Source organism: Treponema primitia ZAS-2 (assembly GCF_000214375.1).
In the GTDB taxonomy this organism is placed as follows: domain Bacteria; phylum Spirochaetota; class Spirochaetia; order Treponematales; family Breznakiellaceae; genus Termitinema; species Termitinema primitia.
In genome coordinates this window covers 2,652,697-2,675,010 of record NC_015578.1, presented here as the reverse complement: position 1 = coordinate 2,675,010, position 22,314 = coordinate 2,652,697, and the positions used below count along the sequence as shown (strand labels likewise).

Here is a 22,314-nt window from a genome sequence, read left to right as displayed (position 1 = left end):
CCACTACTATTACTTGCGTACAAAATCAAGCAGATCCTTAAGCGGCACTGTGGCCAGGCAAATGGCTGTGTCGGTAACGCCGTAATAAATATACACAAGGCCGTCCTTGAGCACTGCCCCTGTGGGGAACACCACGTTTGGTATATAGAGCCCGAATTTTTCGTAGTATTCCTGGGGTTCAAGTATAAAATTTTTAGCCCGGGCAATTACCTTAGCCGGGTTTTTCAGATCCAGCAGCATAACTCCGCACCGGTATACATTGTCCGCATCAACCCCGTGGTACAGGGTAAGCCATCCCAGTTCGGTCTTTAGTGGGGGCGTAGAGCCGCCTATTTTCTTGTATTCCCAATCTTCCTGGGCTGCAGCGATCAGTTCCGGCTCAGTCCAGCTAAGCAGATCATCGGAGTAGCAGATCCAGATACCGGCTTTATCGACCCCGTATTGGGGGCCAATGTACTCTTCTGGCCGGCGGAGGAGCGCAAAACGGCCGTTGATCTTTTCCGGGAACAGAATATTGTCCCGGTCGTTGATTTCCTTCGGCGTTGTATAGCATACCTGTTTCCAATGAATAAGGTCGGTACTCTGCATAATACCGCTGCGGGTCATACAGCTTTCCGGTTTGCCATGCTCGCCGGGGAAGGTATAACGGATTTCATCCGGTTTTCCAACTCCCGTAGGGGCATACCCATAGGAGGAGGGGCGTAGGGCATAGGTGAGGTAAAAGATACCGTCGATTTTAACGATCCGGGGGTCCTGTATTGAGCCAAAGGGGCATCCTAAATCTGCGGGTGTAACAATTGGTGTGTCCTGCACATGGGTAAAATGCACACCGTCGGTGCTTTTGAGCAGGCCAAAAAAGCAGTGGAAGGGCCGCAAGCCGCCGGCTGCGCGTTCAATCATATAGAAGGCGCCGTCCTCAAAAATAACAGCAGGATTAAACACATTTGATTGGCGCCAGGGATATATCCCGGGCGTTACAATCGGGTTTTCCGGACAACGGGTTACCAGCATTTTATTACTCCTTGTATTCCATATTTCATATATTCGCTTTTCATTGACTGCGCTGGGCAGTTAAAATCATCAGATGTATTTTGTAATGATAAAGGCAAATATTAAATCAGTCAAGTAAAATATAGGGTAAATACGGGAAAAAACTGCAGAAATAACCTTGCATCCTGGATGAAGCCAAAAAATCATCTGATGATTTACAGGGACTTATTCCCGAAAAAGTGTTTTTAGATAATTCCGGTTGTGAATAATGTGCAGGGTCATGGCATCCGATGCGCCGATGGAATCGTGTTCCTCAATGGCGTCTACAATGAGCCGGTGGGTGTCGATGGTTTCCTTTACCAATACCCGGTGGGTGGTATTAACGAACAGGATAATAGACTGCTGAATGATTGGCATAAGGTTAGGCACCACCAGATTCCGGCTGCTCTGGGCGATCCGGGTATGGAATTCAACATCCTTATGACTATGATCCTCTCCGGCATGGATCAGATCCTCCACTTCCCGGGCCAGGGCTTTAAGCTCCCTGATGTCTTCGTCGGATGCAGCCCGGGCAGCCATGGCGGCAATGCGGGGTTCTATGGACAGGCGCACCTCCACAAGGTCCATGGTGAGCTTTTCTTTGTCCCGGATAAAGGTAAAGCCCAGGGGATCATCGGGCACCCCAAGCCGGTGCTCCGCCACAAAGGTGCCCGCCCCCTGGCGTACCTCCAGTACATTGCGGCTCACCAGAGACCGGACCGCTTCACGGATGGTACTGCGGCCGACCCCCAGGAGGCGGGTTAATTCTAATTCATTGGGGAGTTTTGCCCCTCTGGGAAGATTGTTATCGATGATATACCGAATCAGATCTTCTGAGACCTGTTCCCCCAGGGATTTACCGATTTCCGTATTTTTTTTCATACATTCATATTATTCGTATATGGGTATGATATCAATCAGGTTTCGGAAAAACCTCAAATCATCAGAATAATGAAATTTGCATTGTAATTTCTTGTAATAGAGGGCCGCAGATGATATGCTTACTTATCTGAAAGTGATCGGATGATAAGAAAAACGTAAGCCCTGAAGGATATATAATGAACATAGCCTTTGGCCATACCAACATGGACTTAGATTGCCTGGGATCCCTAATTCTTATAAAAAAACTGTTTCCCGATTTCAGGCTGGTGCGGAGTGGCCTGATCCATCCGGCGGCCCAGAACCTGTATACCTTCTATACCCAATATTTTGACTTTTTGACCCCTAAGGATATCAAGGGGGAAACCATTGAAAATATCATCATAGTGGATACCTGTAAAGCGGAGCGGGTGAGCGAATATTTTGCCTGTATACGGAATTCGGAGCCCCAGATACGGATCTATGATCACCACCATACTGAACAGTGCAATATCCTGGGCGCCGTCCTTGAGGGGGGGAAATTTGGGGCGAATACCTCATTGTTGGGGAAAATGGCCATGGAACGGGGGATACGGCTCCTGCCCGAGGAGGCGACCATTGCCCTGACGGGGATCTATGCCGATACGGGGCGGCTCATCTTTGAAAATGTCGGCAGGGTGGATTTTGAGGTTTCCGCCTGGCTTATGGATATGGGGGCTTCTTTAAAACTGGTTAAGTCCTTTCTGGAGACTATCAGGGAGGATGAGCAAATCCAGATCCTTAACCAGATCCTCCAGGCTATGAAGACCCAAACCATTCAGGGGCACGAGATCCTTTTGGGGTACCTTGAGCTGAGTGAAAATACCCCCGGCCTGGCGGCGGTGGTTGAAAAGGTCATGGACATCCATAACCCGGATGCCTGTTTTGCGGTTTTTTCTATTCCAAAAAGCAAAACCATACTCCTCATTGCCCGCAGCCAAAAACTGAAGATAGACCTTCACGAACTGCTCCATGTGTATGGCGGCGGGGGGCATCAGTTGGCGGCTTCGGCGAAGATCAGCGGGAGGGAGGGGCCGGCTTTTTACGAGGAATTTATCAGCTACCTGGAACAATCCCTGACGCCGGCAACCAGGGCAGCGGATGTTATGACCAAAAATGTTCAGGCCCTGAAAGAGGATATGAGCCTCATGGAGGCGTCTATCTTTTTTGAAAAGACGGACCTTACCGGCGCTCCGGTACTGAATGCCGAAGATGAGGTGTCGGGGTTTATCAGCCTCAGGGATATTATGAAGGGGCGCAAGGCTGCTGTGATGAATGCCCCGGTGCGGGCCTATATGTCCAAACCTGCGGCGACTGCGGACAGTAACGTTACTATGCGGGAAATTGAGCGGATTTTTTACAAACACCATATCGGGCATCTTCCCATTGTGGAGGATAAAAAACTGGTTGGGATCGTTACCCGCTGGGATTATCTTCAATATAAAAAACGTCAGACAAGCCCAGCGGAAGAAGCGTGATGGCTGGAGCGGGTACTTTTTTCTCCGAGATAATCAACCCCCGGTTTAACTCCGTGGCGTCCCTGGATATTTCACAGGGAGGCAAGGCCCTGGTGATCAGCGATTTTCATATGGGAGCGGGCCGCCGGGATGATCTTGCCAGGAACGGGGCCCTCCTTACAGAATTGCTGGAACAGTATTACTATCAGGATGGATGGCAGGTCATTTTAAATGGCGATATTGAGGAACTGCAGCGTTTTTCCCTGGGAGACATACAGAAACAGTGGCCCGGCTTGTACCGGGTCTTTGATAAACTGGCCGCTGAGGGCAGGCTCTACAAGGCCCTGGGGAACCACGATGAGGATCTTATCTTTGAGCGGGAGTATCCCTATCCCCTGTTTAATGCGATACGCATTGATACGGGGGTTCTTCCCATTTTTGTGTACCACGGGCACCAGTCTTCCAAAGTCTATAGGGATTACAATACCTTTATCCGCCTGGGGCTGCGCTATTTTCTCAAACCCTTCGGGATCCGCAATATTAGTTCCGCCCGCAGCCCCTTGCGGCGTTTTTCTGTGGAAAAAAAGGCCTACGATTTTTCCCTGAAGAATAACTGTATATCCATCATCGGCCACACCCATCGGGCCCTCTTTGAATCCCTGGGACGTTTTGAATTTATCAAATTTGAAATTGAGCGGCTTTGCCGGGATTATCCTGCTTCACGGGGGGAGGACCGGGAGCGTATTGCTTCAGAGGTGCGGGCATTGCGCCTGGAGCTGGGGAAGCTGAAACGCTCGGAAAAACGGTCCGGGCTGAGACAGAGTCTCTACGGGGATGAATTGCCTGTGCCCTGCCTCTTTAATTCAGGCAGCGCCATAGGCAGACGGGGCATTAATGCTATTGAACTGGATATGGATCAGATCTCCCTGGTTTACTGGTTTGTCCAGGGAGAGGGAAGAAAATTTGTCAACCGGGGCCGTTATCCTGTATATATACTGCCGGGTACCAAATACTGCCGTACTGTGCTGAACCAGGACCGGTTCGAGTTTGTGAAGGCGCGGATAGAACTGTTGGGAAATTCCCCGGAGATAAACGCCGCTTCCTTTGACGGGATGAGCGGGGATGGTGGTTGGGACTAGGGGGCTCTCAAAAACTCGGTTAGTTTTTGAGAGCCCTTGCATTTGCATTGAGCAAATGCTTTTTAAGCGGTAAATTTCTAAAAACTTCAGTTTTTAGAAATTCCTATTAGATAAATTTGCTTTTAATGAGGGAGAAGTAGGATTCGGCTTCTTCCGGGGTTTCTACAGGTTTGTCCGGCTCGTGGTATTCTACCAGGTGGGGTGGGATTTCCGCCAGAAAAGGCGAGGGGACACAATCTGTGCTGCTTTGCAGGCGGCGGCGGTGCAGGCAGCTGGTGATGAAGAGTTTGTCCCGGGCCCGGGTGATGGCCACGTAGAACAGGCGGCGTTCCTCTTCCAGGGGGCTGAATTCGGAATTGCCTTCCCCGTCTTCCATGGCGCGTTCATGGGGGATGATCCCGTCTTCGGCGCCTGCGATAAAGACCACCGGGAATTCCAGGCCCTTGGAAGCGTGGATGGTCATGAGGTTCACCTTTCCCTTGCCCGCCTCATCGTCCCCGTCGTCCCGGGTAATAAGGCTTACCCGGTTAAGGTAGGCGTAGAGGCTGGGGTCAAAGTTGTCAGGGTCCTTTTCCCAGGTTTCCATGGACTGGATTAGGCTTTCTATGTTGAGGAATTTCCACTTGGCGACCTTTTCATTTTTACTGTACTCGGTCACCAGGTACGACCAGTAATCAATGCTGTCAACCAGGGCCCGCACTTTTTGTGAGATCCCCCGTTTTCCCAGCAATTCTTCCTTATAGGTTTCGATGAGCTGCATAAATTCGTCAAGCTCAACTTTTCCTTTGGCGGCTTCCTGGAAGAGGACATCCGGGGTATAGCGGATCCTCCCCATGGAGTCCCAGATGTTGGAGTGATTTTTCCGGGCCAGATCGTTTAACATGGTTATGGTCGTTTTGCCTATGCCCCGCCGGGGTGTATTGATGATGCGCAGGAGGTTCACATCATCGTTGGTGTTGGCGATGACCCGGAGGTAGGAGAGCACGTCCTTAATTTCCTTACGCTGGAAGAAACTGGTTCCCCCGGAAACCCGGTAGGGGATATTTTCCGCCAGAAAGGCTTCCTCAATGCTGCGGGTCATGGAATTGGTCCGCAGGAGAACACCAAAGTCATCGTACTTGAGACGGTCCCGCATCATGAGGTCCCGTATCCGGGTGGCGATAAAGTCCGCCTCCTCGCTTTCATTTTGGGGGTAGAAAAGCTCCACCGGCTTGCCCCCCTTGTTCCCGGACCAGAGCTGCTTTTCCTTGCGGTTAGTATTGTTGGAGATGACCCCGTTGGCGGCTTCTAGGATGGTGCTGGTGGAACGGTAGTTTTGTTCCAACTTGATCTCGGTTACTCCGGGGAAGTCCTTTTCAAAGGTGAGGATGTTTTCATAGCTGGCTCCACGCCAGGAATAGATGGACTGATCATCGTCCCCGACCACACAAACGTTGCGATCCGCAAGGAGATGCATGATACGGTACTGGATAAAACTGGTGTCCTGGAATTCGTCCACCATGATATACCGGTAACGGCTGCGGTACTTTTCCAATGCTTCGGGAAACTGTTCAAAGAGTTGAATCGGCAGGGCCAGGAGATCGTCAAAGTCCAGGGCATTGTAGACCTTGAGGCTGTGCTGGTAGTCCTTGTACACTGGCTCCCAGGCATCGTTGGCCAGGTTTCCGGTAATGCCGCCTGAGGCGTCTCCCCACTTGAAGCGGCCTGTCTTGATGTTGGAAAAAAGCTGCCCCACTGCGTAGAGATCAGTGCCCTCGGTAGAAATCCTGCATTCCCTGAGGCTTTCCTTGATGGCCTGGGTCCGGTCTGTTTCATCGTAGATAGAAAAATTCTTCCGGTACCCCAGGCGTTCAATTTCGTCCCGCAGTATCCTTACCCCAAAGGCATGAAAGGTGCTTACCGTAAGGTTCTGGAGTTTTTTGCCCGTCAGTTCCTTTACCCGCTCTTCCATTTCCCGGGCAGCTTTATTGGTAAAGGTCAGGGCCAGGATCGCCGACTGGGGTATGCCCTGGTCCAGCATGTGGGCGATGCGGTAGGTGATGACCCGGGTCTTCCCGGATCCTGCGCCGGCAATGATCAGCACCGGCCCGTCAATGGTTTTTACCGCCCGGAGCTGCTCTTTGTTTAATTTCGCTTCTATGTCGAGTTTTGGCATGGGGCCTATACCTTTTTTATGAAGAGATGAAAAGCCTGAATCCCCAGGATCCACACGGCGCTAACGATGGCCCCGGAAACCAACACCCCGATGATCACGGCGATCATGGTTTTTCGCTTGCTCAGGCCCAGCACCCAGGAGCCCAGGGTCCCGGTCCAGGCCCCGGTTATGGGAAGGGGGATGGCCACGAAAACCGCAATGCCCAGCCAGCCCCATTTTTCCACCTTGCTATGGAGTTTGACCCGGGCCCGTTCCACGAAGCGGTCAAAGAATTTCCGGTACCAGGCCATTTTGAGGAAAAGCTTGTGCAGGGTGGAGAGGAAGACCCAGCAGGCCGGGGCTACCAGGGCATTGAGGCCCGCACAATACAGATAGGCCCAATACCAGGGGATGCCGTTTTGGATGGCAAAGGGGATGCCCCCGCGAAGTTCGGAAATGGGGAGGAAGGAGAATAGTGCAGTCCAGAGGAGTATGCCCGGGGTGTTCATTGGGAATAGTTTAGCAAAAAATCGGGATATATTAAAGTGTTTTGTTGGGGTGGGCCCCTAAGTATAGCGGCTAATTGAGGAATTTTGCGATGGCCCTTCCTGCCTTTCCCCGGTGGCTGATGAGGTTCTTCTCCTCCTCGGAGAGTTCTGCCACGGTACGGGAATAGCTGGGGATATAGAGGATGGGGTCGTAGCCGAAGCCTGCGGAGCCCCGGCCTTCGCGGATGAGCTCTCCTTCCAGGGTTTCCTGGGCGATGAAGAAGCGGTCCGGACCCAATATCAGGGCCATGGAGCAGACAAAGCGGGCGGTCCGTCGGGGATTATCCCCCAGTTCTTGTAAAAGCAGGGCGTTACGCTCGTGGGCTTCGAGTTTTTTATCGCCGGTGCTGCCATATCGTGCCGAATAGATGCCCGGGCGGCCGTCCAGGGCATCTACGCAGAGGCCCGAGTCGTCGGCTAACACCGGTTCGCCGGGGAAACGGGCGGAAACCAGGGTGTAGAGCGCAGTAGCCTTGATCAGGGCGTTTTCTGCGAAGGTGCTGCCGGTTTCGTCGGGGTCGAAGGGGATACCCAGATCGGCGGGAATACGTATGGTATGGCCGGGGAGTATGGCGGAAAGTTCTCCCTTTTTATGGGCATTACCAGTGGCAAACCAAATCGTCATAGGGGTATACTAGCATGAACGGCGTGGATGAGGGAAGGATGAACAGAGAGCAGGATGCAAAGAGGGTACTCAAGGAATACTTCGGATTTACGGCTTTCCGGCCCGGGCAGGAGGAGCTTATCGACGCCATCCTTGAGGGCCGGGACGTGATGGCGGTGATGCCCACCGGAGCGGGGAAGTCCCTGTGCTACCAAATCCCCGCAGTGCTTATGGAGGGGATTACCGTGGTGATATCCCCCCTGATTTCCCTGATGAAGGATCAGGTGAACGCCCTGGTGGAAGCGGGGATAGAGGCGGCGTACCTGAACAGTTCCCTGGACGGTGCCGCTTACGCAGAAACACTGCGCGGCCTGGCCCAGGGGCAGTATCGGCTCCTCTATATTGCCCCGGAGCGGCTTTTGCGGGACGACCTTTTGGCCCAGATTGGGGATATTCCCATACCCCTGGTGGTGGTGGACGAGGCTCACTGCGTTTCCCAGTGGGGTCACGATTTCCGCCCAAGCTATCTCCAGATCGCCGCCTTTATCCGGAGCCTCCACGACCGCCCCCGGGTGGCGGCCTGTACCGCCACCGCCACCACAAAGGTAAAGGAGGACATACTCAGGCTTCTTGATCTGAAAGAGCCCCTTTCCCTGACCACAGGCTTTGATCGGCAGAACCTCTACTTTGGGGTGGAGCGGCCCAGCCATAAATCCGAAGCCCTTCTGGAATACCTGGCAAAGCACCGGGGGCAAAGTGGCATCGTTTACTGTTCCACCCGGAAGCGGGTGGAGGAAGTGGCGGAACTTTTGTGCAGCCATGGCTTTGCCGCTGCCCGGTACCATGCGGGCTTGGAAGACCGGGAACGCCATGGGAACCAGGATGATTTTATCTATGACAGAAAAACTATCATGGTCGCCACCAACGCCTTTGGCATGGGTATTGATAAGTCCAATGTTTCCTTTGTGATCCACTACAATATGCCTAAGAATATCGAAAGCTACTATCAGGAGGCGGGCAGGGCAGGCCGGGATGGGGAAAAAGCGGAGTGCATACTCTACTATTCAGGCCAGGATGTGCGGATCAACACCTTTCTTATCACCAACGGTGCGGATGCTGAGGAACGGGACGATGAGCTGGTTCAGCATAACCTGGAACTCCTGAAACAGATGACCTTCTATGCCACAGGCTCCGAATGTCTGCGCTCCCGACTCCTGGCTTATTTTGGAGAGTCCTCGCCTCATTACTGCGGCAACTGTTCCGCCTGCAATACCCTCTACGAAGAAATCGACGCCACAGTGGAGGCCCGGAAGATACTTTCATGCGTATACCGGCTGAAGGAACGGAACCGGGCTTTCGGCAAAACCATGATCATAGATATACTGCGGGGCAGTAAAAGTGAAAAGATCCGATCCCAGGGCTTTGACACCCTGAGTACCTGGGGGATCATGGCGGATACCACAGCCCAGCGCATCAGGGCCATCCTGGATCGGCTGCTCGATCAGGGGTATCTAGTGATGGATGAGGGGGAATATCCCGTGGTCCACCTGGCGCCCCGATCCGGGGAAATACTCACGGAGAAAAAGTCCTTTGTGGTAAAGCTGCCCCGTCCCCAGGCGGAGAAGCCTGAGAAAGTTTCGGCACGTTCCGGATCAGGGGCGGGTTTGCCCATTGGGCTGGGCAGCGCCGACGGACAGGGGGGTGCTTTTTCTGTTACAAAAATTATCGAAGCTCAGGATGCCCGGCCTGTGGATGAAGATCTGTTAGAAAAACTGAAGGCCCTGCGCCGGGACTTGGCCCGGAAAGGGGGGGTGCCTTCCTACGTGGTCTTTTCAGACGCTGCACTTCGGGATATGTGCGTCAAGCTGCCTGAAAACAGGGACGCCTTTCTGGCCGTGTCCGGGGTAGGGGAGGTGAAGCAGAAAAAGTACGGGGATGTGTTTACGGCTTTAATTCGGGAGTATCTTGCTGATAGGGAACGAGATTGAAGATAAACCACAGAGAGCACAGAGAACGCAGAGGAAGAAAGCGGAATGAGTTCTCCGTGTCCTCTGCGTAATTCCTCTGTGAGCTTAACTCTTCTCCAGTTTCAGCGTAATAGTAGGCTGATCGCAGACCTCAGGAGGCCCGTAGTACTGGACCGCCCCGGGAAAAACGAAGCTGGTCTTTACTGCCCAGGTGTCCCGTTCCGCCGCGAAGGCTTTGAAGGGTTTGCTGTCCAGTTCTACCAGGGCTTTTTTGATCACCGGTTTCTGGGCGCCATGGCGGTGTTCCATGTTCATCATCATGGTCAGGGGGACCCCGCCGGCGATCCATTTATCAGCCGGGGCTACCAGGTTTTTTATGCTGGAAATGTAGCCTGTAAGGCCCGAGGCGATGAGCACAAAGGCGCTGAACCCCAGGCTGTAACAGTAGTCGGCGTCGAAGTTGGAGGGGAAGGCGCAGCGGCCTTCGTAGCCGAAGAAGTGGTCCTGGGTACTGAATGTGCCCTTGTATTTTCCTTCTTTTTTCAGATCCTCCAGTTTGCTTTCCGCCATGTTCATGAGCAGTTTTTCTGTTTCAATCCGGGATACCTGGACATTGCCGTGGGGGTCCCGGTCCATGAGGAGTTCCTTGGCAATTTCTTCGGGAAGGCTTCTGAAAAGATAGGCTGAAGGGTCGGAAAGTTGGGTCACGAGCCAGTCGCTTTGTTCGCTGAAATTTTTCAGCCCTGAAAAATCCTTTTCATTTTCTGCCATGATGTCGTTCAGTTCTTCTATCAGCTTTTTCATTTCGGGAATAAATTCAACCAATCCTTCCGGGACAAGCACTACCCCGAAATTTTCCTTGTTGTCCGCCCGTTTCACCACGGCATCGCAGATCTGATCTACTACCTGGCCCAGGGAAAGTTTCTTTGCCTCCACTTCTTCAGAGACCAGGGTGATATTGGGCTGGGTCTGGAGGGCGCACTCCAGGGCGATATGGCTGGCCGAGCGGCCCATGAGTTTGATAAAGTGCCAGTACTTTTTTGCGCTGTTTGCGTCCCGCTCAATATTTCCGATAAGCTCGCTGTAGGTCTTTACTGCAGTATCAAATCCAAAGGAGATTTCGATATGTTCGTTTTTAAGGTCCCCATCGATAGTTTTGGGACAGCCAATGACCTGGATTCCCGAGCCCCGGTCCAGGAAGTACTCCGCCAGGAGCGCAGCATTGGTGTTTGAATCGTCCCCCCCTATGATCACCACCGCATCAAGGCCCAGTTTTTTGGCGTTTTCCAGGGATGCGGCGAATTGCTCCGGGGTCTCAATTTTAGTGCGCCCGGAGCCGATCATGTCGAAGCCCCCGGTATTCCGGTAGATGTCCATCATGGGGCCGGTAATTTCTACGGACTTGTTATCAATAAGGCCGCTGGGGCCTCCCAGTAAGCCTAATAGCCGGGAAGCGGCATTGCCTTTTTTCAGGCCATCGTAGAGCCCGGCAATCACATTATGGCCGCCCGGGGCCTGTCCGCCTGAGAGGATAACCCCCACGGTGAGCTTTCGGGTTATGCTATCGTTGGCGCCTTTTACAAAGGTAGCAATGGGTTTCCCGTAGGTTCTGTTAAAAAAGGCTTTCAGGGCATCCCCGTCGGCGATGGCTTCTGTGGGCTCCCCTAATTTGACGGCAATTTCATTCACCGGCAGGGATAAACTTGCGGGAAGTTTTGGCTTGTAGCTGTAACGGGCCTTCTGTAAGGCGGATATATCCATGAAAAACTCCTTGGGAATTGAGAAACAGAAACATTAAATATTATATCAAAAAAGAGAGTTTATAGCAAGCTTACTACCTACCCTATGGTAGTTCCCAGAAACGCCTCACCCCGGAGGATTTTTTTCAGGTTTTCCAGGTCCCGCCCGGCGGCGCAGATTACCTTGAGGCCGATTTTGGCGGCTTCCCGGCTTGCTATGGGGTCAAAGGGTACGTTTTTGCCCGGGACCCACTCTTCCCCTACCAGAGCCCGGAAATCCGGCCAGGAGATGGTGTTTATGGGCTTGGCCTGGGGGTTTTTCTTGGGATCATCGGTGTAAACTTGTTCAATATTGGAAAGGTTGAGCACACTGTCCGCGTGGAAGCGTTCCGCTAGGAGTACCGCATCGTAATCCGAGGAAAAGCCGGGCTTCCAGCCTGCGGCTACCAGGACTTTGCCGGTCATGGCCTCCGCCTTGGTGGGGTCGGTAACCACATCCTGGGAACACCATTGTCCCATGAGGGCCCGGATCAGCTGGGCGTTGAGCCTGGTGGCCATAACCCCGATCCAGTCCGCTTCGCCGTCGGTTCCCCCGCCGCTGATTTCCCGGTAGGCCCTTTGCCAGATCCGGGCGGGGCCGCCGCCGCCGACCACGAAGATAAAGCGCCGGTCCGCTTCTTTTTCCAGGAGTTCCCGGATGAGGGAAACAAAGTCCTTCAAAAAAGCCTGGTCTACGCCCTCGGGGGCGACAATAGAACCGCCTAAAGAAATGACCGTTACCATAGTAAGCTCCTCATCGTTTTTTCTTACTGAAAATAAACACCGTTAATTGTAACATCACTCCAGAGGGATGAATAGGACTCAAGGCCGCCCACCGCTTCTTCCCAAAGGTTTTGCAGGGCGTAGTCCCGGTTCCGTATGGCTACCCGGCCCCGGGGGTCCATCTGGGAAAGGGTGGTAAAGCCCCGGGAAAAGATGATCCGCTGGTTGTCCAGGTTGCCGAAGTAATAGTTAGCCCGATCCGCCCGGAGTATGAAGCTATCCGGCGCCGCCCCGGAGCCCAGGACGGGATCAACCGGAACCCAGCCAAAGCCTTCAACCCAGAATTCCGCCCAAAAGTGGCGGCTGAATTGGCGGCTCCGGTCCAAAAGCACACCAGCCACGGGGATGGCGGGGATCCCCGATGCACGGGCCAGGGCGCAGAAGAGCAGGGCCGTCATGTAGGGATCCGCCTGTTTGGTTTCCAGGGCTTCCAGGGCGCCTCCTTCCAGCATATCCCACTGTATGCCCCCTTCGTCCAGGAGGTATCGGTAGATACGCTGGGCCCGTATATAGGGGTTCTGTTCCCGGCCCGTGAGGGTGGCGCTTTTTTCCTTTATCTGGGGATCATCCGAAGGTATCAGGGGGGTGGGTACTGTATAAGCTGCATGTACCGGGGAACTTCCGGTTCCGCTTAGCCGGATAGACTGGGGCCGGACATCGGTTTCCACCCCATACACCTCTACCAGGTAGGACAGGGTAATCCCGGTATTGGCCCCGGCTTGGACATTCTGCATCTGAAAAAGGCTGGCGCCCCGGTAATTTTCCACAAAAGGTTCCATGGTACGGGAGAAGGACTGGACGTTCCGTTGGGAAGCGGAGCTCACAGGCCGGGGTAACCAAAGGTAGAGACTGTTCGGTTCCGATGCTTCATGAACTTGTATATCCACCGAATAGGAGATGGCGTAGCTTCGTTTGTCCTTGTATGTCGTGGACCCGGGCTTACCGGTGATGTCGAAAAACACCGGCCGGGCGTTGCCCCGGGGGGTATGCACCGACAGGTTCCCGCTGATAGCCCCATCGGGTATACGGACCCGTATCTCCCGCTCGGTCCAGAGTTCGTACCCAAATTCGGTTTCCGCCACCTCCACCGACTCCGGACCGCTTACCTCTGCCGGTGTCGAGGAGGAAGATTCGGCGTCCCAGGCGAAAAATACCCCGCCCCCTTCCCGGGAAGTACCGAAGCCGCTTCCCTGGATGATCACCGAGGCGCCCACCGCTCCGGATTGGGGGTCCACTGAGCTTATATTGGGGCCTATGGTGATGTGTTCCCCCTGGATGGTCTGGGGCATGGTCGCCCGGTTGGAAAAAAGGGCGGCATTACTCTTTATATTGTCCCGGTACACATAGACCAGTCCGGAATCGCCGAATTCGGGGATCCGTACCAGGATACGGGTATCGGTCCATTCGATATAAGAAGAGCTGGTGGGGGAAATCCCCGCGATAGTGACGTAGGATTCATCCCGTTCATCCCCGAAGTGTTCCCCCAGGATGGTGAGGATCTCCCCCATCAGGCCGATACGGGGATTAATGGAACTGATCAGGGGATTACTCTCGGTACAGGAGAAAAAAAAGGCTATCCATGGAAGTAAGAGAAAAAGCTGGACCCGGGACATTCTCATTGGGGAATTTCGTTCCCCTTCAGGATTGGATCCTCTGTTGCCGTATCCGCCGGGGCCCCGGCGCTTTCCGCATAGGGCTGCATTTCCAGCTGTATCTCTATTTGGGCTTCATTACCGGAACTGACCTTACCCAGGGGGAAGAAGTAGATCTGTTCCCCGTATTCCATGGGAATGGTCTGCATGGTTGTCTGGTAGTGAACCCCCTGATTGGGGATATTTATCCATATCTGTCCCTGGGCAACCAGGATGCTCCTGCCATTTACCTGCTGATACGGGGTGAATTGGGCGTAAACTACGATATTTTCCCCGATCAATTTAAGGCTTACCGGCCTTCCGGGTATGGTTACCTTGGAATTGATGGAATTCCAGATCTCTTCCTGGTCTTGTTCCACAATCCGGGCTACGATATTTAGCACCACCGCCCGTTCTTTAAGGCCCGGGATAAGGTTTTCCGGGGAAAATTCCTGGGAGCTGACCGCATTTGCGGTCAGGAATAAAATGCCCCCAAGAAGGGTCAAGCGCTGTATGGAGGGGTGGCGGTTCATCTAGGCCTCTTGCTCCCGCTATAGTCCGCCGCCCTGATAATGGCCGGCTGTCCGGAACTCATAAAACTCCTGCTTTCCGGCAGACGGATAATCACAATATCCGGGGATTCATCCCCCAGGAGCTTTAAGACCCCGCTCAGATCCGATATGGGTACAATGGTTGTCATATCCACTGCCGCCACCGCCTGATCCGGGGGCGTTCCCCGGGGAGCGCTGCTGACAAAGAAAAAGCCGAAGGCCATGATGAGGGCTGCGGCAGCGGTGATAATCAGGGGCAGGGGCACCGAAACCGAACGGTTCCAGGTATGCAAAGGAATCCGTTCTGTAAGGCCCGGCGTATTCAGGCGCAGCCAGACCCGTTCCTTAATGTGGGAAACTTCGGCAAGCGAGGCGCCTGTTTCAGTCTCCTCACTTTGGAGGGGCCCGTCTCTGAGAACCTTGGACATATCTCGGTACCGGGTTAGGCTTTTTTCACAGACCGGACATTCCCCAAGATGGGCTTCCATTTTTTCCTTCCAGGGAGAGGGAAGTTCTCCATCAAAGTAAAGAGAAAGCATCTGAGGATCAGGGCACATATAAACCATCCTTGCGGAAGGAATCTTCCGCTTTTAAAAGCCCGGTCAGATGTTCCCGGGCCCGGAATACACGGACTTTGACATTGCCTTCGCTTATACCGAGGGCCCGACCAATTTCCTTATAATTCAATTCGCCATATTCTTTTAGTATTAACACTATTCTTAAATTTTCCGGTAATTTTTGCAATGCTTCCTGAACTTCTGACTTTGATTCCTTTTTTAGGAGGGCGCTTTCCCCTGTTTCAGGACTCCTGGTATCCTCCCGGAATGCCCGCTGATACGCCTTCCGCTCCCGGTCCTTACGTTTAGCGTAATTCAGGGAAGCATTTTTTACCACCCTGATAAGCCAATATTTGGCCTCATCGGGGCTGGGGAAAACCATTTTTTTTTCGTATAAACGAAAAAAAGCCTCCTGGCACAGATCCTCCGCAGCTTCTTCGTTGGTGGTTATACGATACGCAACCCGGTATATAACCGGGAATATTGTATCGTAGAGCCGGCGAAATTCCGCCATGGACCCAGTGCCATCTAATCCTGAAAACAATTTTTCCCCTCAATCGTTACATAATTACACTATCTATTTAGATATGACGCCACTTGACCCCTGCCGGGCCGTCTTCCAGGGCTATTCCCCGTTCCTTCAGGGTGTTCCGTATCCGGTCTGCGGCGGCAAAGTCCTTGGCTTTTTTTGCTGCAGCCCGTTCTGCTATGAGCGCTTCAATTTCTGCGTCCTCTTCCGGGTTTCCCCCGCCGGCATCAGAGGCTGCCTCTGCTATTTTCAGTCCCAGGATTTGGTCCATCTCAAGGGCCGCCGCCAAGGCCTCGGCCGGTTCCAGAGCAGTATCCCGGAGCAGCCCCCAAAGCTCCGCCAGGGCACGGGGGGTGTTCAGATCGTCGTCCAGGGCCTTGTCAAAGGCTCCAAGATAGGCGGCGGCCCTGTCCCCAAGTGTCGTGGCCCCGCCTGTTTCCGGCAAGGCGCCGGCTTTCTCAGCCAAAAGCCGTACCCGGTCCCGCAGGGATTTCCGGGCATTCCGGGCCCCGTCCATTGCGGGATAGGAAAACTGGATCTGGCTGCGGTAGTGCCCCCCCAGGAGGAAGTACCGGTAATCCAGGGGATCATAGCCCTCATCAACCAGGGTTGGGAGGGTGAGAAAGGTCCCGGCGGACTTGGACATTTTGCCCTTATCCAGGATGAGAAATTCATTGTGGACCCAGTAATTCACCCAAGGGTGTTTTGCCGTGGCTGCCTCGCTCTGGGCAATTTCATTGGTATGGTGGATGGTGATGTGGTCGATGCCCCCGGCGTGGATATCGAACTGCTCCCCCAGGTACTTGATGCTCATGGCGGAACACTCGATGTGCCAGCCCGGATAGCCCCGGCCCCAGGGGCTGTCCCAGACCAGGGCCTGGTTTTCAAATTTGCTCCGGGTAAACCAGAGCACAAAATCATGGGGGTTCCGCTTGTTTTCGTCTACCTCGACCCGGGCCCCGGCCTTGAGTTCTTCTGCTTTGATCAGGGCCAAATCCCCATAGCTAGGAAATTTGGTGATGTCAAAGTAAAGGTTCCCCCCGGCCTGGTAGGTGAACCCCCTGGCCTCAATGCGCTTGATCAGCTCTATCATTTCTCCCACATGCTCAGTGGCCTTGCAGACCACCGTGGGGCGCAGGATATTCATCCGTTCAGTGTCGTTAAAAAACGCCTTGGTATAGAAATCCGCGACTTCCAGCACCGATTTTCCCCGTTCTTCGGCGCTCTTTACCATCTTGTCGTCCCCGCTGTCGTCATCCCCGGTGAGGTGCCCTACATCGGTGATATTCATCACATGGGTTACCTTATAGCCCCGGCGCCGCAGGGTCCGGGCCAGTACATCGTGGGTCAAATAAGCCCGCAGGTTCCCGATATGGGCATAGTTATAAACCGTAGGGCCGCAGCCGTAAAAGCCGACTTCGTTCTCTTTAATAGGCTCGAAAACCTGTAGTTTCCGTCCCAGGGTATTGTAGAGGGTTAGCGCCATGACTTACTGTAGGGAAAAACCGGGAAAAAGGCAAGGGTTTGGAATGCAAGGCTCCTACACCTTCTTAAACTTCTCCCGGTACTCGGGTATCTCGATAATCGGCGGTCGTTCCACCGAGGGGATTTCGCTCTTTAAAACCCGGTGCCCTGAGGGGCCCCCGGCATCGTCCATCTCCAGGGCAATATGCCGGTCTCCCAGTTTTTGCATAATTTCTGCGGCGCCGTATTTTTTTGTCCGGGCCAGGAAGGTGTTGATGATGCCGTAGGCCATTTTGCCCAGGGCGGCGGTAGTTTGATTACGGTGGATCCGGAGGTCCAGGTCTACCTGGGCCAGGGCGTTGATGCCGGCAATTTCCAGGATGTCGATCAGGTGGCCCAGCTCTACCCCGTAGCCTACGGAGAAGGAAAGCTGTTCCAGGAGGCTGCGGCGGCCTGAGTATTCACCGGACAGGGGCTGGATGAGCCGGGCCAGTTCGGGGTAGAAGAGGGAAAAGAGGGGGCGCACCAGTATTTCTGTGACCCTGCCGCCGCCGGTGGAGGAGATGCCCCCGGAGGAGCGGATGGGCCGTTCGTAGAAGGCTTTGACGTAACCGGTTTCGTCGTCCTCCAGCAGGGGGCCGATGAGGCCGTAGACAAATTTCGGGGCGATGTTGGAAATGTCCGCGTCCACCCAGACGATGATGTCCCCTTCCAGCACGTAGAGGCTTTTCCAGAGGTTTTCACCCTTGCCCCGGAAGGTCCCGTAGTTGGGGAGTATGCCCTTGGACTCGAAGACCTTGGCCCCGAAACGCTCCGCAACCTTGCGGGTGTTGTCCGTGGAGGAGGAATCGATCACCGCGATTTCGTCCAGCAGGGGGTAGCGGTCCATGAGCTCGGTGCGCATTACCAGGATTTCCTTGCCGATGGTGGCTTCTTCGTTCAGAGTGGGGAAGGCCAGGGAAATTTTGAGGCCCTTCTGTTCTTTCAGAGAAACTAAGCGGCCTATGTCGGAAAAGCGGGAATGGTGCCAGGTTTTTTCAAGCAGCGCATCTTCATTCATTGTGTATCCTTGTGATTATCGCTTCGATGAGCTGGCGGCCCCTCTCTATAGAAGCAATATCAATGGTGTCAGAATTGAGCCCTTCCCAGCCCTGGGCAATACCTAAGGAAAAGGAGGGGATGCCCCGGTTTGAAAGTATGGCCGAAGGGTCGGCGCCGTTTTCTTCCCGGCACCGGATGCGGAGATCCTTCATGATGCTCCGCAGGGTTTTGAGCAGTTCTCCATTGACATTCTGCTCCCCCACGGGGATGAAGGAGGTGATGGTCACTTCGGTCTTTATTTCCCCGGGATTGCCCTTTTGTAAAGGAGACTTCGTTCCAGGCAGCGATCCCTGGGCTGCCGGGGTGTGCTCCGCAGTGGCCTTGAGGGTGTTCATGGCCATGTCCAGTTGGGCGCCGTCAGAGGATTCCAGCTCTATCTCCAGAACCCCCTCCCCAGGGGTTCGGTCAAATCCGCTGCCTGCTTCAATGCGGCGTATATAAAAGCGGGTGATCCCCTGGGAATCCCAGGTTATTGACGAAAGTTTGCGGGCCGTGGCGATGAGGGAGTTTACTACCTGGTTGGCAGTCTCGGCGGTGCTTCCGGCGGAAGCTTCGGCGGGGCTGTCGGCCTCTTCTTTGCCGGGATCTTTTTCCGGCCGCTCCCGGGAAACGTTTATCCGGATGCGGTAAATGCCCTGGGTGTGGGCTATCACCGTGCCCAGGCTCAGGCCCCGGAGTCCTATGGCGGCGCAGGGGTAGTAGCGGTGATTTTCGGTAATGGGGAAAAAAGCCTTGCCTTCAGGATCATCCAGGGCATGGGCGGTAAAGAGGAGGAGTACATCCCGGTCGCATTTGAGCTGCCCCCCGGTTAAGCTTTCCGCAGCTGAAAGCAGGGCCGCGCAGCCCAGGATATCCGCCAGGCCGGCCCCCCGGGCGTAGACAGAGTCCAGCCGGGAGAGGCTTTCCAGGGGGTGCCAGCGGGTGGAGCCAATGTCTGAAAAGAGGAGCAGCGGCGCGCCGTCCTGAGGCGACTGGGTGGGGATTTTGACCAGGATATTGCCGTATTCATCCATCTGGGGCTGTATGCCCAAGCTGCCAAGCCGTTCCAGCACAAAGGCGGTACGCTGTTCCTCCTGATGGGTGGGGGAGGGTATCTCCGCCAGCCTGAGGGCGTCCGCCAGCAGCCTATCTGCCATGGGGGAAGGTGACCAGCGGAAGCGGTGTATGGCCTCAGATGCTTTCCCGGAAAGGATATTTATCTTACGGATGAATTTATTGGTAATCTGTACTAGTATATTCACTAAGAGCCCTTTCACATGATACAATATTTTGCCGGGCTTGTCCAACTTTTTACTATGGAGTTGTAATATATGGAAGATAAGAACACCGGAAAAGCGGAACATTCTTTTTCGCCCCTTCAGATAGGATCCATAGCGGAGGCTATTGATCCTGTAGATATAGGGACCGGTGTAGCAGAAGTTATCTCTGCCTTAGAGGGCAAACCGGATAAAATAGTTGTTCCTGTTGAGAAGGACGGTGCTGTTTTAGGGGTAGTTTTCCGCCAAACCCTGGAAAAGCTGGTTCATCCCGGGGAAAATCCTTCGCCGGACCTTAATCTGGAAGGTCTTTTGATTCCCGTCCTGGGTACGGTGGAGGCATCCGCCTATATTGATGCGGTAATGGAGCAGTTTCTCAAGAGCAGCCAGGGGGATGACGCTTCCTGGTTCGTGGTACGCCACCGGGATCGCTACCTTGGGGTGGTGGGGCTGCGAAAAATCATCGAGTATACCAATGCCATCCAGGTCCGGGACCTGATCCGGGCGGGGGAGATACAGCAAAACCTCCTGGACAAGTCCCAGGTGGCTGATAAGCGGCTGGAAGTTCTTTTGTACAATAAGATGGCCCACGAACTGGGGGGAGATTTTTACCGGGTGTTCAGGGGCGGCAAGGACCGTTACCTCATCGGCTGCTTTGATGTGGCGGGGAAGAATATTTCAGGCGCCCTGGCAACCATGGCCCTGGGGGCCTGTTTTTCCGCCCTGGAACTGTTCAAATTCGAAGGCGGCGCCGAAAAAACCACCCAGTTTATCAATTCCCTGGTCCGGGACGTGAATCCTCCGGGAATTTTTGTCACTGCGGTGCTGTTTTACGTTGACTTTACCACCATGACCGTGAAGATCCACAACTGCGGCTTTTCCCCGGTGCTGATCTTTGTGCCCCAGGCGGACAACCGGATCACCTTTAAGGCCATACAGCCCAGCCTGCCCCCTCTGGGCATTCAGGAGGAACTGGACGTTGACACCGGCCAGATCGTTCCCTTAGGTCCGGGGCTGCGGATCACCGCCTATTCTGACGGCCTTACGGACATGACGGATATACACGGGGAACGGTATGGGGAGGATAAGACCTTTACCCTCTTGAAAAAATTTCATATAGTGCCTCAAAATAATCTGCGGAAACTGATAGACAGGGAAATCGGTTCCTGGATAGGGGAAGCGTCCTTAGCTGACGATGTTACCCTGGTGGATATACGGTTTATATAGGGAGAAAAGGCTGTGGCAGAGACTTTAGAAAAACCTGAAATCAGCTTTACGCCTCTGCAGATAGGGTATCTGGTTAACTGCCCTGCCCCGATAGATATAGGGGAAACCAATGAGGCCGCCCTAACGATATTCCGGGCAGACCCGAACCTGGAGGCTATGCCGGTTATAAAAGAGGGGAAGATCATCGGGGTTATCCCCGCCCGGGATATGCTGGCAACCTTTGACGGGGTTTCCGCCCGGATGCGGGCCTGGCAGCGGGAACTCCACCTCTTTGTCATCCCCGCCCGGGCCACCGTGGCGGCTACCACCTTTATCAGCACCCTGATGGATGGGTTCTTTGAAGGGGAGGGTGGCAAGAACGCGGCCTGGTTCATCCTGGAATACAAACACCAATACCTGGGGATAGTAAGTCTGCGGAATATGCTCAAGCACACCAACAGCCTTCGGGCCCAGGATCTAGCCCAGGCCCGGGAAATTCAGAAAAACCTTCTGGAAAAGGCGGTGATCGACGACAAACGGATCAAGCTCCTGTTCTACAACAAGATGGCCAATGAAATAGGCGGAGATTTTTACCAGGTCTTCCAGAGCTGGAAGGGTCAGTACATGGTGGGCTGCTTCGACGTGGCTGCCCAGAACATTTCAGGTTCCATCACCGCCATGGCCCTGGGTGCCTGTTTTGAAACCCTGGTGCTCTCGGACTTTGACGGGTATGCGGAACGTATGACCGAGTTTATCAATACCCTGGTCCGGGACGTGAACCCCAAGGGGCTCCATGTGGGGGCGGTGCTTTTTTATATCGACTTTTCTACCATGACCGTAAAGATCCACAGCTGCGGCTTTTCCCGGATCCACATTTTTGTTAGCGCCGACAACAAACAGCTTTCCTACAAATCCCTGGAACCGAATATGCCCCCCCTGGGCCAGCATGAGGAACTGGATGTAGATAAGGGGCAGATTGTCTCTATCAAGAAGGGTCTGCGTATAGCCACCCACACCAACGGCCTGCCCAACATGACCGGCTTTTCCGGGGAAAAGTACGGGGAAAAGCAGGCTTTTAATCTGCTCAAAACGATCCATACTCTGGATCAGAACAGTATTCCTGCGCTTATGGACAAAGAGATCAATGAATGGCTGGGCGAGGCGCCCCTGACCGATGATATTACCTTGATGGATATGCGCTTTGTGTAGACCCTTCCGGTTTCAGGTGCTGGGTCAGGATCTTTTTTATATCATCAGGGATGGGCATACTGATATGCTTGATAAAGTCAAAATAAACCGCCACGGCGCTGCCTGAGACGCAGAGATTTCCGTCCTGCCAGGCCTCATGGTAAGACGTAAATGACTTGGTTCCTATACGGCTGATAAAGCTGCGGATCTCTACCTCCTTGGGGAAATGGACTTCCTTCAAAAAATTATAATCCGCATAGGCCAGAATGAGGGGAAACTCCCCCCCGGCGGTGCTCATTTCCGGGGAGAATATCTTAAACAGGGGATTTCTGGCCAGCTCAAACCATTCCGAAAAATGAGTGTTGTTGATGTGGCCCAGCCCGTCCGCTTCCCCGAACCGGGGTGTTATGGTTATTGTAAACATACTAAAAACTCCTTTTACAGTATAAAGCAAAGAATGCCGATGGACAATACCGCGATTACCCTTTACTATAT

General features: G+C 53.8%; 20 protein-coding genes. 5 read left to right on the top strand and 15 right to left on the bottom strand.

The genetic code is table 11. The features are described 5' to 3' along the window. Positions 1–9: 9 nt before the first annotated feature. Together TREPR_RS11600 and TREPR_RS11595 are read right to left on the bottom strand one after the other, a co-directional pair. The gene (locus TREPR_RS11600) at positions 10–1,011 is read right to left on the bottom strand and encodes a glycoside hydrolase family 130 protein (protein ID WP_015708509.1); all 1,002 of its coding nucleotides are present in this window, start codon (positions 1,009–1,011) and stop codon (positions 10–12) included. 204 nt (positions 1,012–1,215) lie between these two features. Continuing rightward, positions 1,216–1,911 (bottom strand): FadR/GntR family transcriptional regulator, encoded by a 696-nt coding sequence (locus TREPR_RS11595; RefSeq protein WP_015708508.1) that lies wholly within the window; start codon positions 1,909–1,911, stop codon positions 1,216–1,218. A 176-nt stretch (positions 1,912–2,087) separates the two neighbouring features. Here TREPR_RS11595 and TREPR_RS11590 point away from each other — a divergent pair, with 176 nt between their 5' ends. Beyond that, a complete protein-coding gene (locus TREPR_RS11590; RefSeq protein WP_015708507.1) occupies positions 2,088–3,404 on the top strand; it encodes a CBS domain-containing protein in 1,317 nt (438 codons plus the stop codon). Then, a complete protein-coding gene (locus TREPR_RS11585; RefSeq protein ID WP_015708506.1) occupies positions 3,404–4,522 on the top strand; it encodes a metallophosphoesterase family protein in 1,119 nt (372 codons plus the stop codon). Before TREPR_RS11590 ends, TREPR_RS11585 begins: the two co-directional genes overlap by 1 nt. A gap of 106 nt (positions 4,523–4,628) precedes the next feature. On the opposite strand, the gene TREPR_RS11580 is transcribed toward TREPR_RS11585, so the two are convergent. The 3 genes from TREPR_RS11580 to rdgB form a co-directional block, all read right to left on the bottom strand. After that, positions 4,629–6,677 (bottom strand): ATP-dependent helicase, encoded by a 2,049-nt coding sequence (locus TREPR_RS11580; protein WP_015708505.1) that lies wholly within the window; start codon positions 6,675–6,677, stop codon positions 4,629–4,631. 5 nt (positions 6,678–6,682) lie between these two features. Further along, a complete protein-coding gene (locus TREPR_RS11575; RefSeq protein ID WP_015708504.1) occupies positions 6,683–7,165 on the bottom strand; it encodes a COG2426 family protein in 483 nt (160 codons plus the stop codon). 70 nt (positions 7,166–7,235) lie between these two features. Then, the gene (gene rdgB, locus TREPR_RS11570) at positions 7,236–7,829 is read right to left on the bottom strand and encodes an RdgB/HAM1 family non-canonical purine NTP pyrophosphatase (protein WP_015708503.1); all 594 of its coding nucleotides are present in this window, start codon (positions 7,827–7,829) and stop codon (positions 7,236–7,238) included. Between the two features lie 14 nt (positions 7,830–7,843). Between rdgB and recQ the strand changes: the two genes are divergently transcribed. Beyond that, positions 7,844–9,796: a DNA helicase RecQ gene (gene recQ, locus TREPR_RS11565; protein WP_015708502.1), complete on the top strand. Its 1,953-nt coding sequence runs from the start codon at positions 7,844–7,846 to the stop codon at positions 9,794–9,796. 84 nt (positions 9,797–9,880) lie between these two features. Here the strand turns inward: recQ and TREPR_RS11560 are convergent, their stop codons facing one another. The 9 genes from TREPR_RS11560 to TREPR_RS11520 all read right to left on the bottom strand — a co-directional run bounded on the left by TREPR_RS11560 (position 9,881) and on the right by TREPR_RS11520 (position 19,410). Continuing rightward, positions 9,881–11,536 carry a diphosphate--fructose-6-phosphate 1-phosphotransferase gene (locus TREPR_RS11560; protein WP_015708501.1) on the bottom strand — a complete coding sequence of 552 codons (1,656 nt, stop codon included), beginning with the start codon at positions 11,534–11,536 and terminating at the stop codon, positions 9,881–9,883. A 77-nt stretch (positions 11,537–11,613) separates the two neighbouring features. Continuing rightward, positions 11,614–12,297 (bottom strand): UMP kinase, encoded by a 684-nt coding sequence (pyrH, locus tag TREPR_RS11555; RefSeq protein WP_015708500.1) that lies wholly within the window; start codon positions 12,295–12,297, stop codon positions 11,614–11,616. 23 nt (positions 12,298–12,320) lie between these two features. After that, the gene (locus tag TREPR_RS11550; protein WP_245534727.1) at positions 12,321–13,955 is read right to left on the bottom strand and encodes a transglutaminase domain-containing protein; all 1,635 of its coding nucleotides are present in this window, start codon (positions 13,953–13,955) and stop codon (positions 12,321–12,323) included. After that, positions 13,952–14,500 carry a hypothetical protein gene (locus TREPR_RS11545; protein WP_015708498.1) on the bottom strand — a complete coding sequence of 183 codons (549 nt, stop codon included), beginning with the start codon at positions 14,498–14,500 and terminating at the stop codon, positions 13,952–13,954. Before TREPR_RS11545 ends, TREPR_RS11550 begins: the two co-directional genes overlap by 4 nt. Continuing rightward, positions 14,497–15,075 (bottom strand): anti-sigma factor family protein, encoded by a 579-nt coding sequence (locus TREPR_RS11540; RefSeq protein WP_015708497.1) that lies wholly within the window; start codon positions 15,073–15,075, stop codon positions 14,497–14,499. The genes TREPR_RS11545 and TREPR_RS11540 overlap by 4 nt, the downstream gene beginning before the upstream one ends. Continuing rightward, complete coding sequence (locus tag TREPR_RS11535) at positions 15,065–15,619, bottom strand: RNA polymerase sigma factor (protein WP_015708496.1); 555 nt, start codon at positions 15,617–15,619, stop codon at positions 15,065–15,067. Before TREPR_RS11535 ends, TREPR_RS11540 begins: the two co-directional genes overlap by 11 nt. A 37-nt stretch (positions 15,620–15,656) precedes the next feature. Beyond that, complete coding sequence (gene cysS / locus TREPR_RS11530; RefSeq protein WP_015708495.1) at positions 15,657–17,090, bottom strand: cysteine--tRNA ligase; 1,434 nt, start codon at positions 17,088–17,090, stop codon at positions 15,657–15,659. A 54-nt stretch (positions 17,091–17,144) separates the two neighbouring features. Then, positions 17,145–18,128, bottom strand: a complete 984-nt coding sequence (locus tag TREPR_RS11525) for a glucosyl-3-phosphoglycerate synthase (RefSeq protein WP_015708494.1) — start codon at positions 18,126–18,128, stop codon at positions 17,145–17,147. Continuing rightward, positions 18,121–19,410 carry a zinc-binding metallopeptidase family protein gene (locus TREPR_RS11520; RefSeq protein WP_148257297.1) on the bottom strand — a complete coding sequence of 430 codons (1,290 nt, stop codon included), beginning with the start codon at positions 19,408–19,410 and terminating at the stop codon, positions 18,121–18,123. The genes TREPR_RS11525 and TREPR_RS11520 overlap by 8 nt, the downstream gene beginning before the upstream one ends. Positions 19,411–19,479: 69 nt before the next feature. Between TREPR_RS11520 and TREPR_RS11515 the strand changes: the two genes are divergently transcribed. Together TREPR_RS11515 and TREPR_RS11510 are read left to right on the top strand one after the other, a co-directional pair. Next, entirely contained in the window at positions 19,480–20,652 is a 1,173-nt protein-coding gene (locus tag TREPR_RS11515; protein WP_015708492.1) for a PP2C family protein-serine/threonine phosphatase, read from the top strand. A gap of 12 nt (positions 20,653–20,664) precedes the next feature. After that, entirely contained in the window at positions 20,665–21,840 is a 1,176-nt protein-coding gene (locus TREPR_RS11510) for a PP2C family protein-serine/threonine phosphatase (RefSeq protein ID WP_015708491.1), read from the top strand. On the opposite strand, the gene TREPR_RS11505 is transcribed toward TREPR_RS11510, so the two are convergent. After that, on the bottom strand, positions 21,812–22,243 hold the full coding sequence (locus TREPR_RS11505; protein WP_015708490.1) for an acyl-CoA thioesterase: 432 nt from the start codon (positions 22,241–22,243) through the stop codon (positions 21,812–21,814). The genes TREPR_RS11510 and TREPR_RS11505 overlap by 29 nt on opposite strands. Between the last annotated feature and the right edge of the window lie 71 nt (positions 22,244–22,314).

Excerpts from the sequence above, each read along its gene's own strand:
- pyrH (WP_015708500.1), bottom strand. The coding sequence starts at position 12,297 with ATGGTAACGGTCATTTCTTTAGGCGGTTCTATTGTCGCCCCCGAGGGC.
- TREPR_RS11575 (WP_015708504.1), bottom strand. The coding sequence starts at position 7,165 with ATGAACACCCCGGGCATACTCCTCTGGACTGCACTATTCTCCTTCCTC.
- rdgB (WP_015708503.1), bottom strand. The coding sequence starts at position 7,829 with ATGACGATTTGGTTTGCCACTGGTAATGCCCATAAAAAGGGAGAACTT.
- TREPR_RS11600 (WP_015708509.1), bottom strand. The coding sequence starts at position 1,011 with ATGCTGGTAACCCGTTGTCCGGAAAACCCGATTGTAACGCCCGGGATA.
- TREPR_RS11540 (WP_015708497.1), bottom strand. The coding sequence starts at position 15,075 with ATGTGCCCTGATCCTCAGATGCTTTCTCTTTACTTTGATGGAGAACTT.
- TREPR_RS11505 (WP_015708490.1), bottom strand. The coding sequence starts at position 22,243 with ATGTTTACAATAACCATAACACCCCGGTTCGGGGAAGCGGACGGGCTG.
- TREPR_RS11560 (WP_015708501.1), bottom strand. The coding sequence starts at position 11,536 with ATGGATATATCCGCCTTACAGAAGGCCCGTTACAGCTACAAGCCAAAA.
- TREPR_RS11580 (WP_015708505.1), bottom strand. The coding sequence starts at position 6,677 with ATGCCAAAACTCGACATAGAAGCGAAATTAAACAAAGAGCAGCTCCGG.
- cysS (WP_015708495.1), bottom strand. The coding sequence starts at position 17,090 with ATGGCGCTAACCCTCTACAATACCCTGGGACGGAAACTACAGGTTTTC.
- recQ (WP_015708502.1), top strand. The coding sequence starts at position 7,844 with ATGAACGGCGTGGATGAGGGAAGGATGAACAGAGAGCAGGATGCAAAG.
- TREPR_RS11515 (WP_015708492.1), top strand. The coding sequence starts at position 19,480 with ATGGAAGATAAGAACACCGGAAAAGCGGAACATTCTTTTTCGCCCCTT.
- TREPR_RS11545 (WP_015708498.1), bottom strand. The coding sequence starts at position 14,500 with ATGAACCGCCACCCCTCCATACAGCGCTTGACCCTTCTTGGGGGCATT.
- TREPR_RS11525 (WP_015708494.1), bottom strand. The coding sequence starts at position 18,128 with ATGAATGAAGATGCGCTGCTTGAAAAAACCTGGCACCATTCCCGCTTT.
- TREPR_RS11585 (WP_015708506.1), top strand. The coding sequence starts at position 3,404 with ATGGCTGGAGCGGGTACTTTTTTCTCCGAGATAATCAACCCCCGGTTT.
- TREPR_RS11550 (WP_245534727.1), bottom strand. The coding sequence starts at position 13,955 with ATGAGAATGTCCCGGGTCCAGCTTTTTCTCTTACTTCCATGGATAGCC.
- TREPR_RS11590 (WP_015708507.1), top strand. The coding sequence starts at position 2,088 with ATGAACATAGCCTTTGGCCATACCAACATGGACTTAGATTGCCTGGGA.
- TREPR_RS11595 (WP_015708508.1), bottom strand. The coding sequence starts at position 1,911 with ATGAAAAAAAATACGGAAATCGGTAAATCCCTGGGGGAACAGGTCTCA.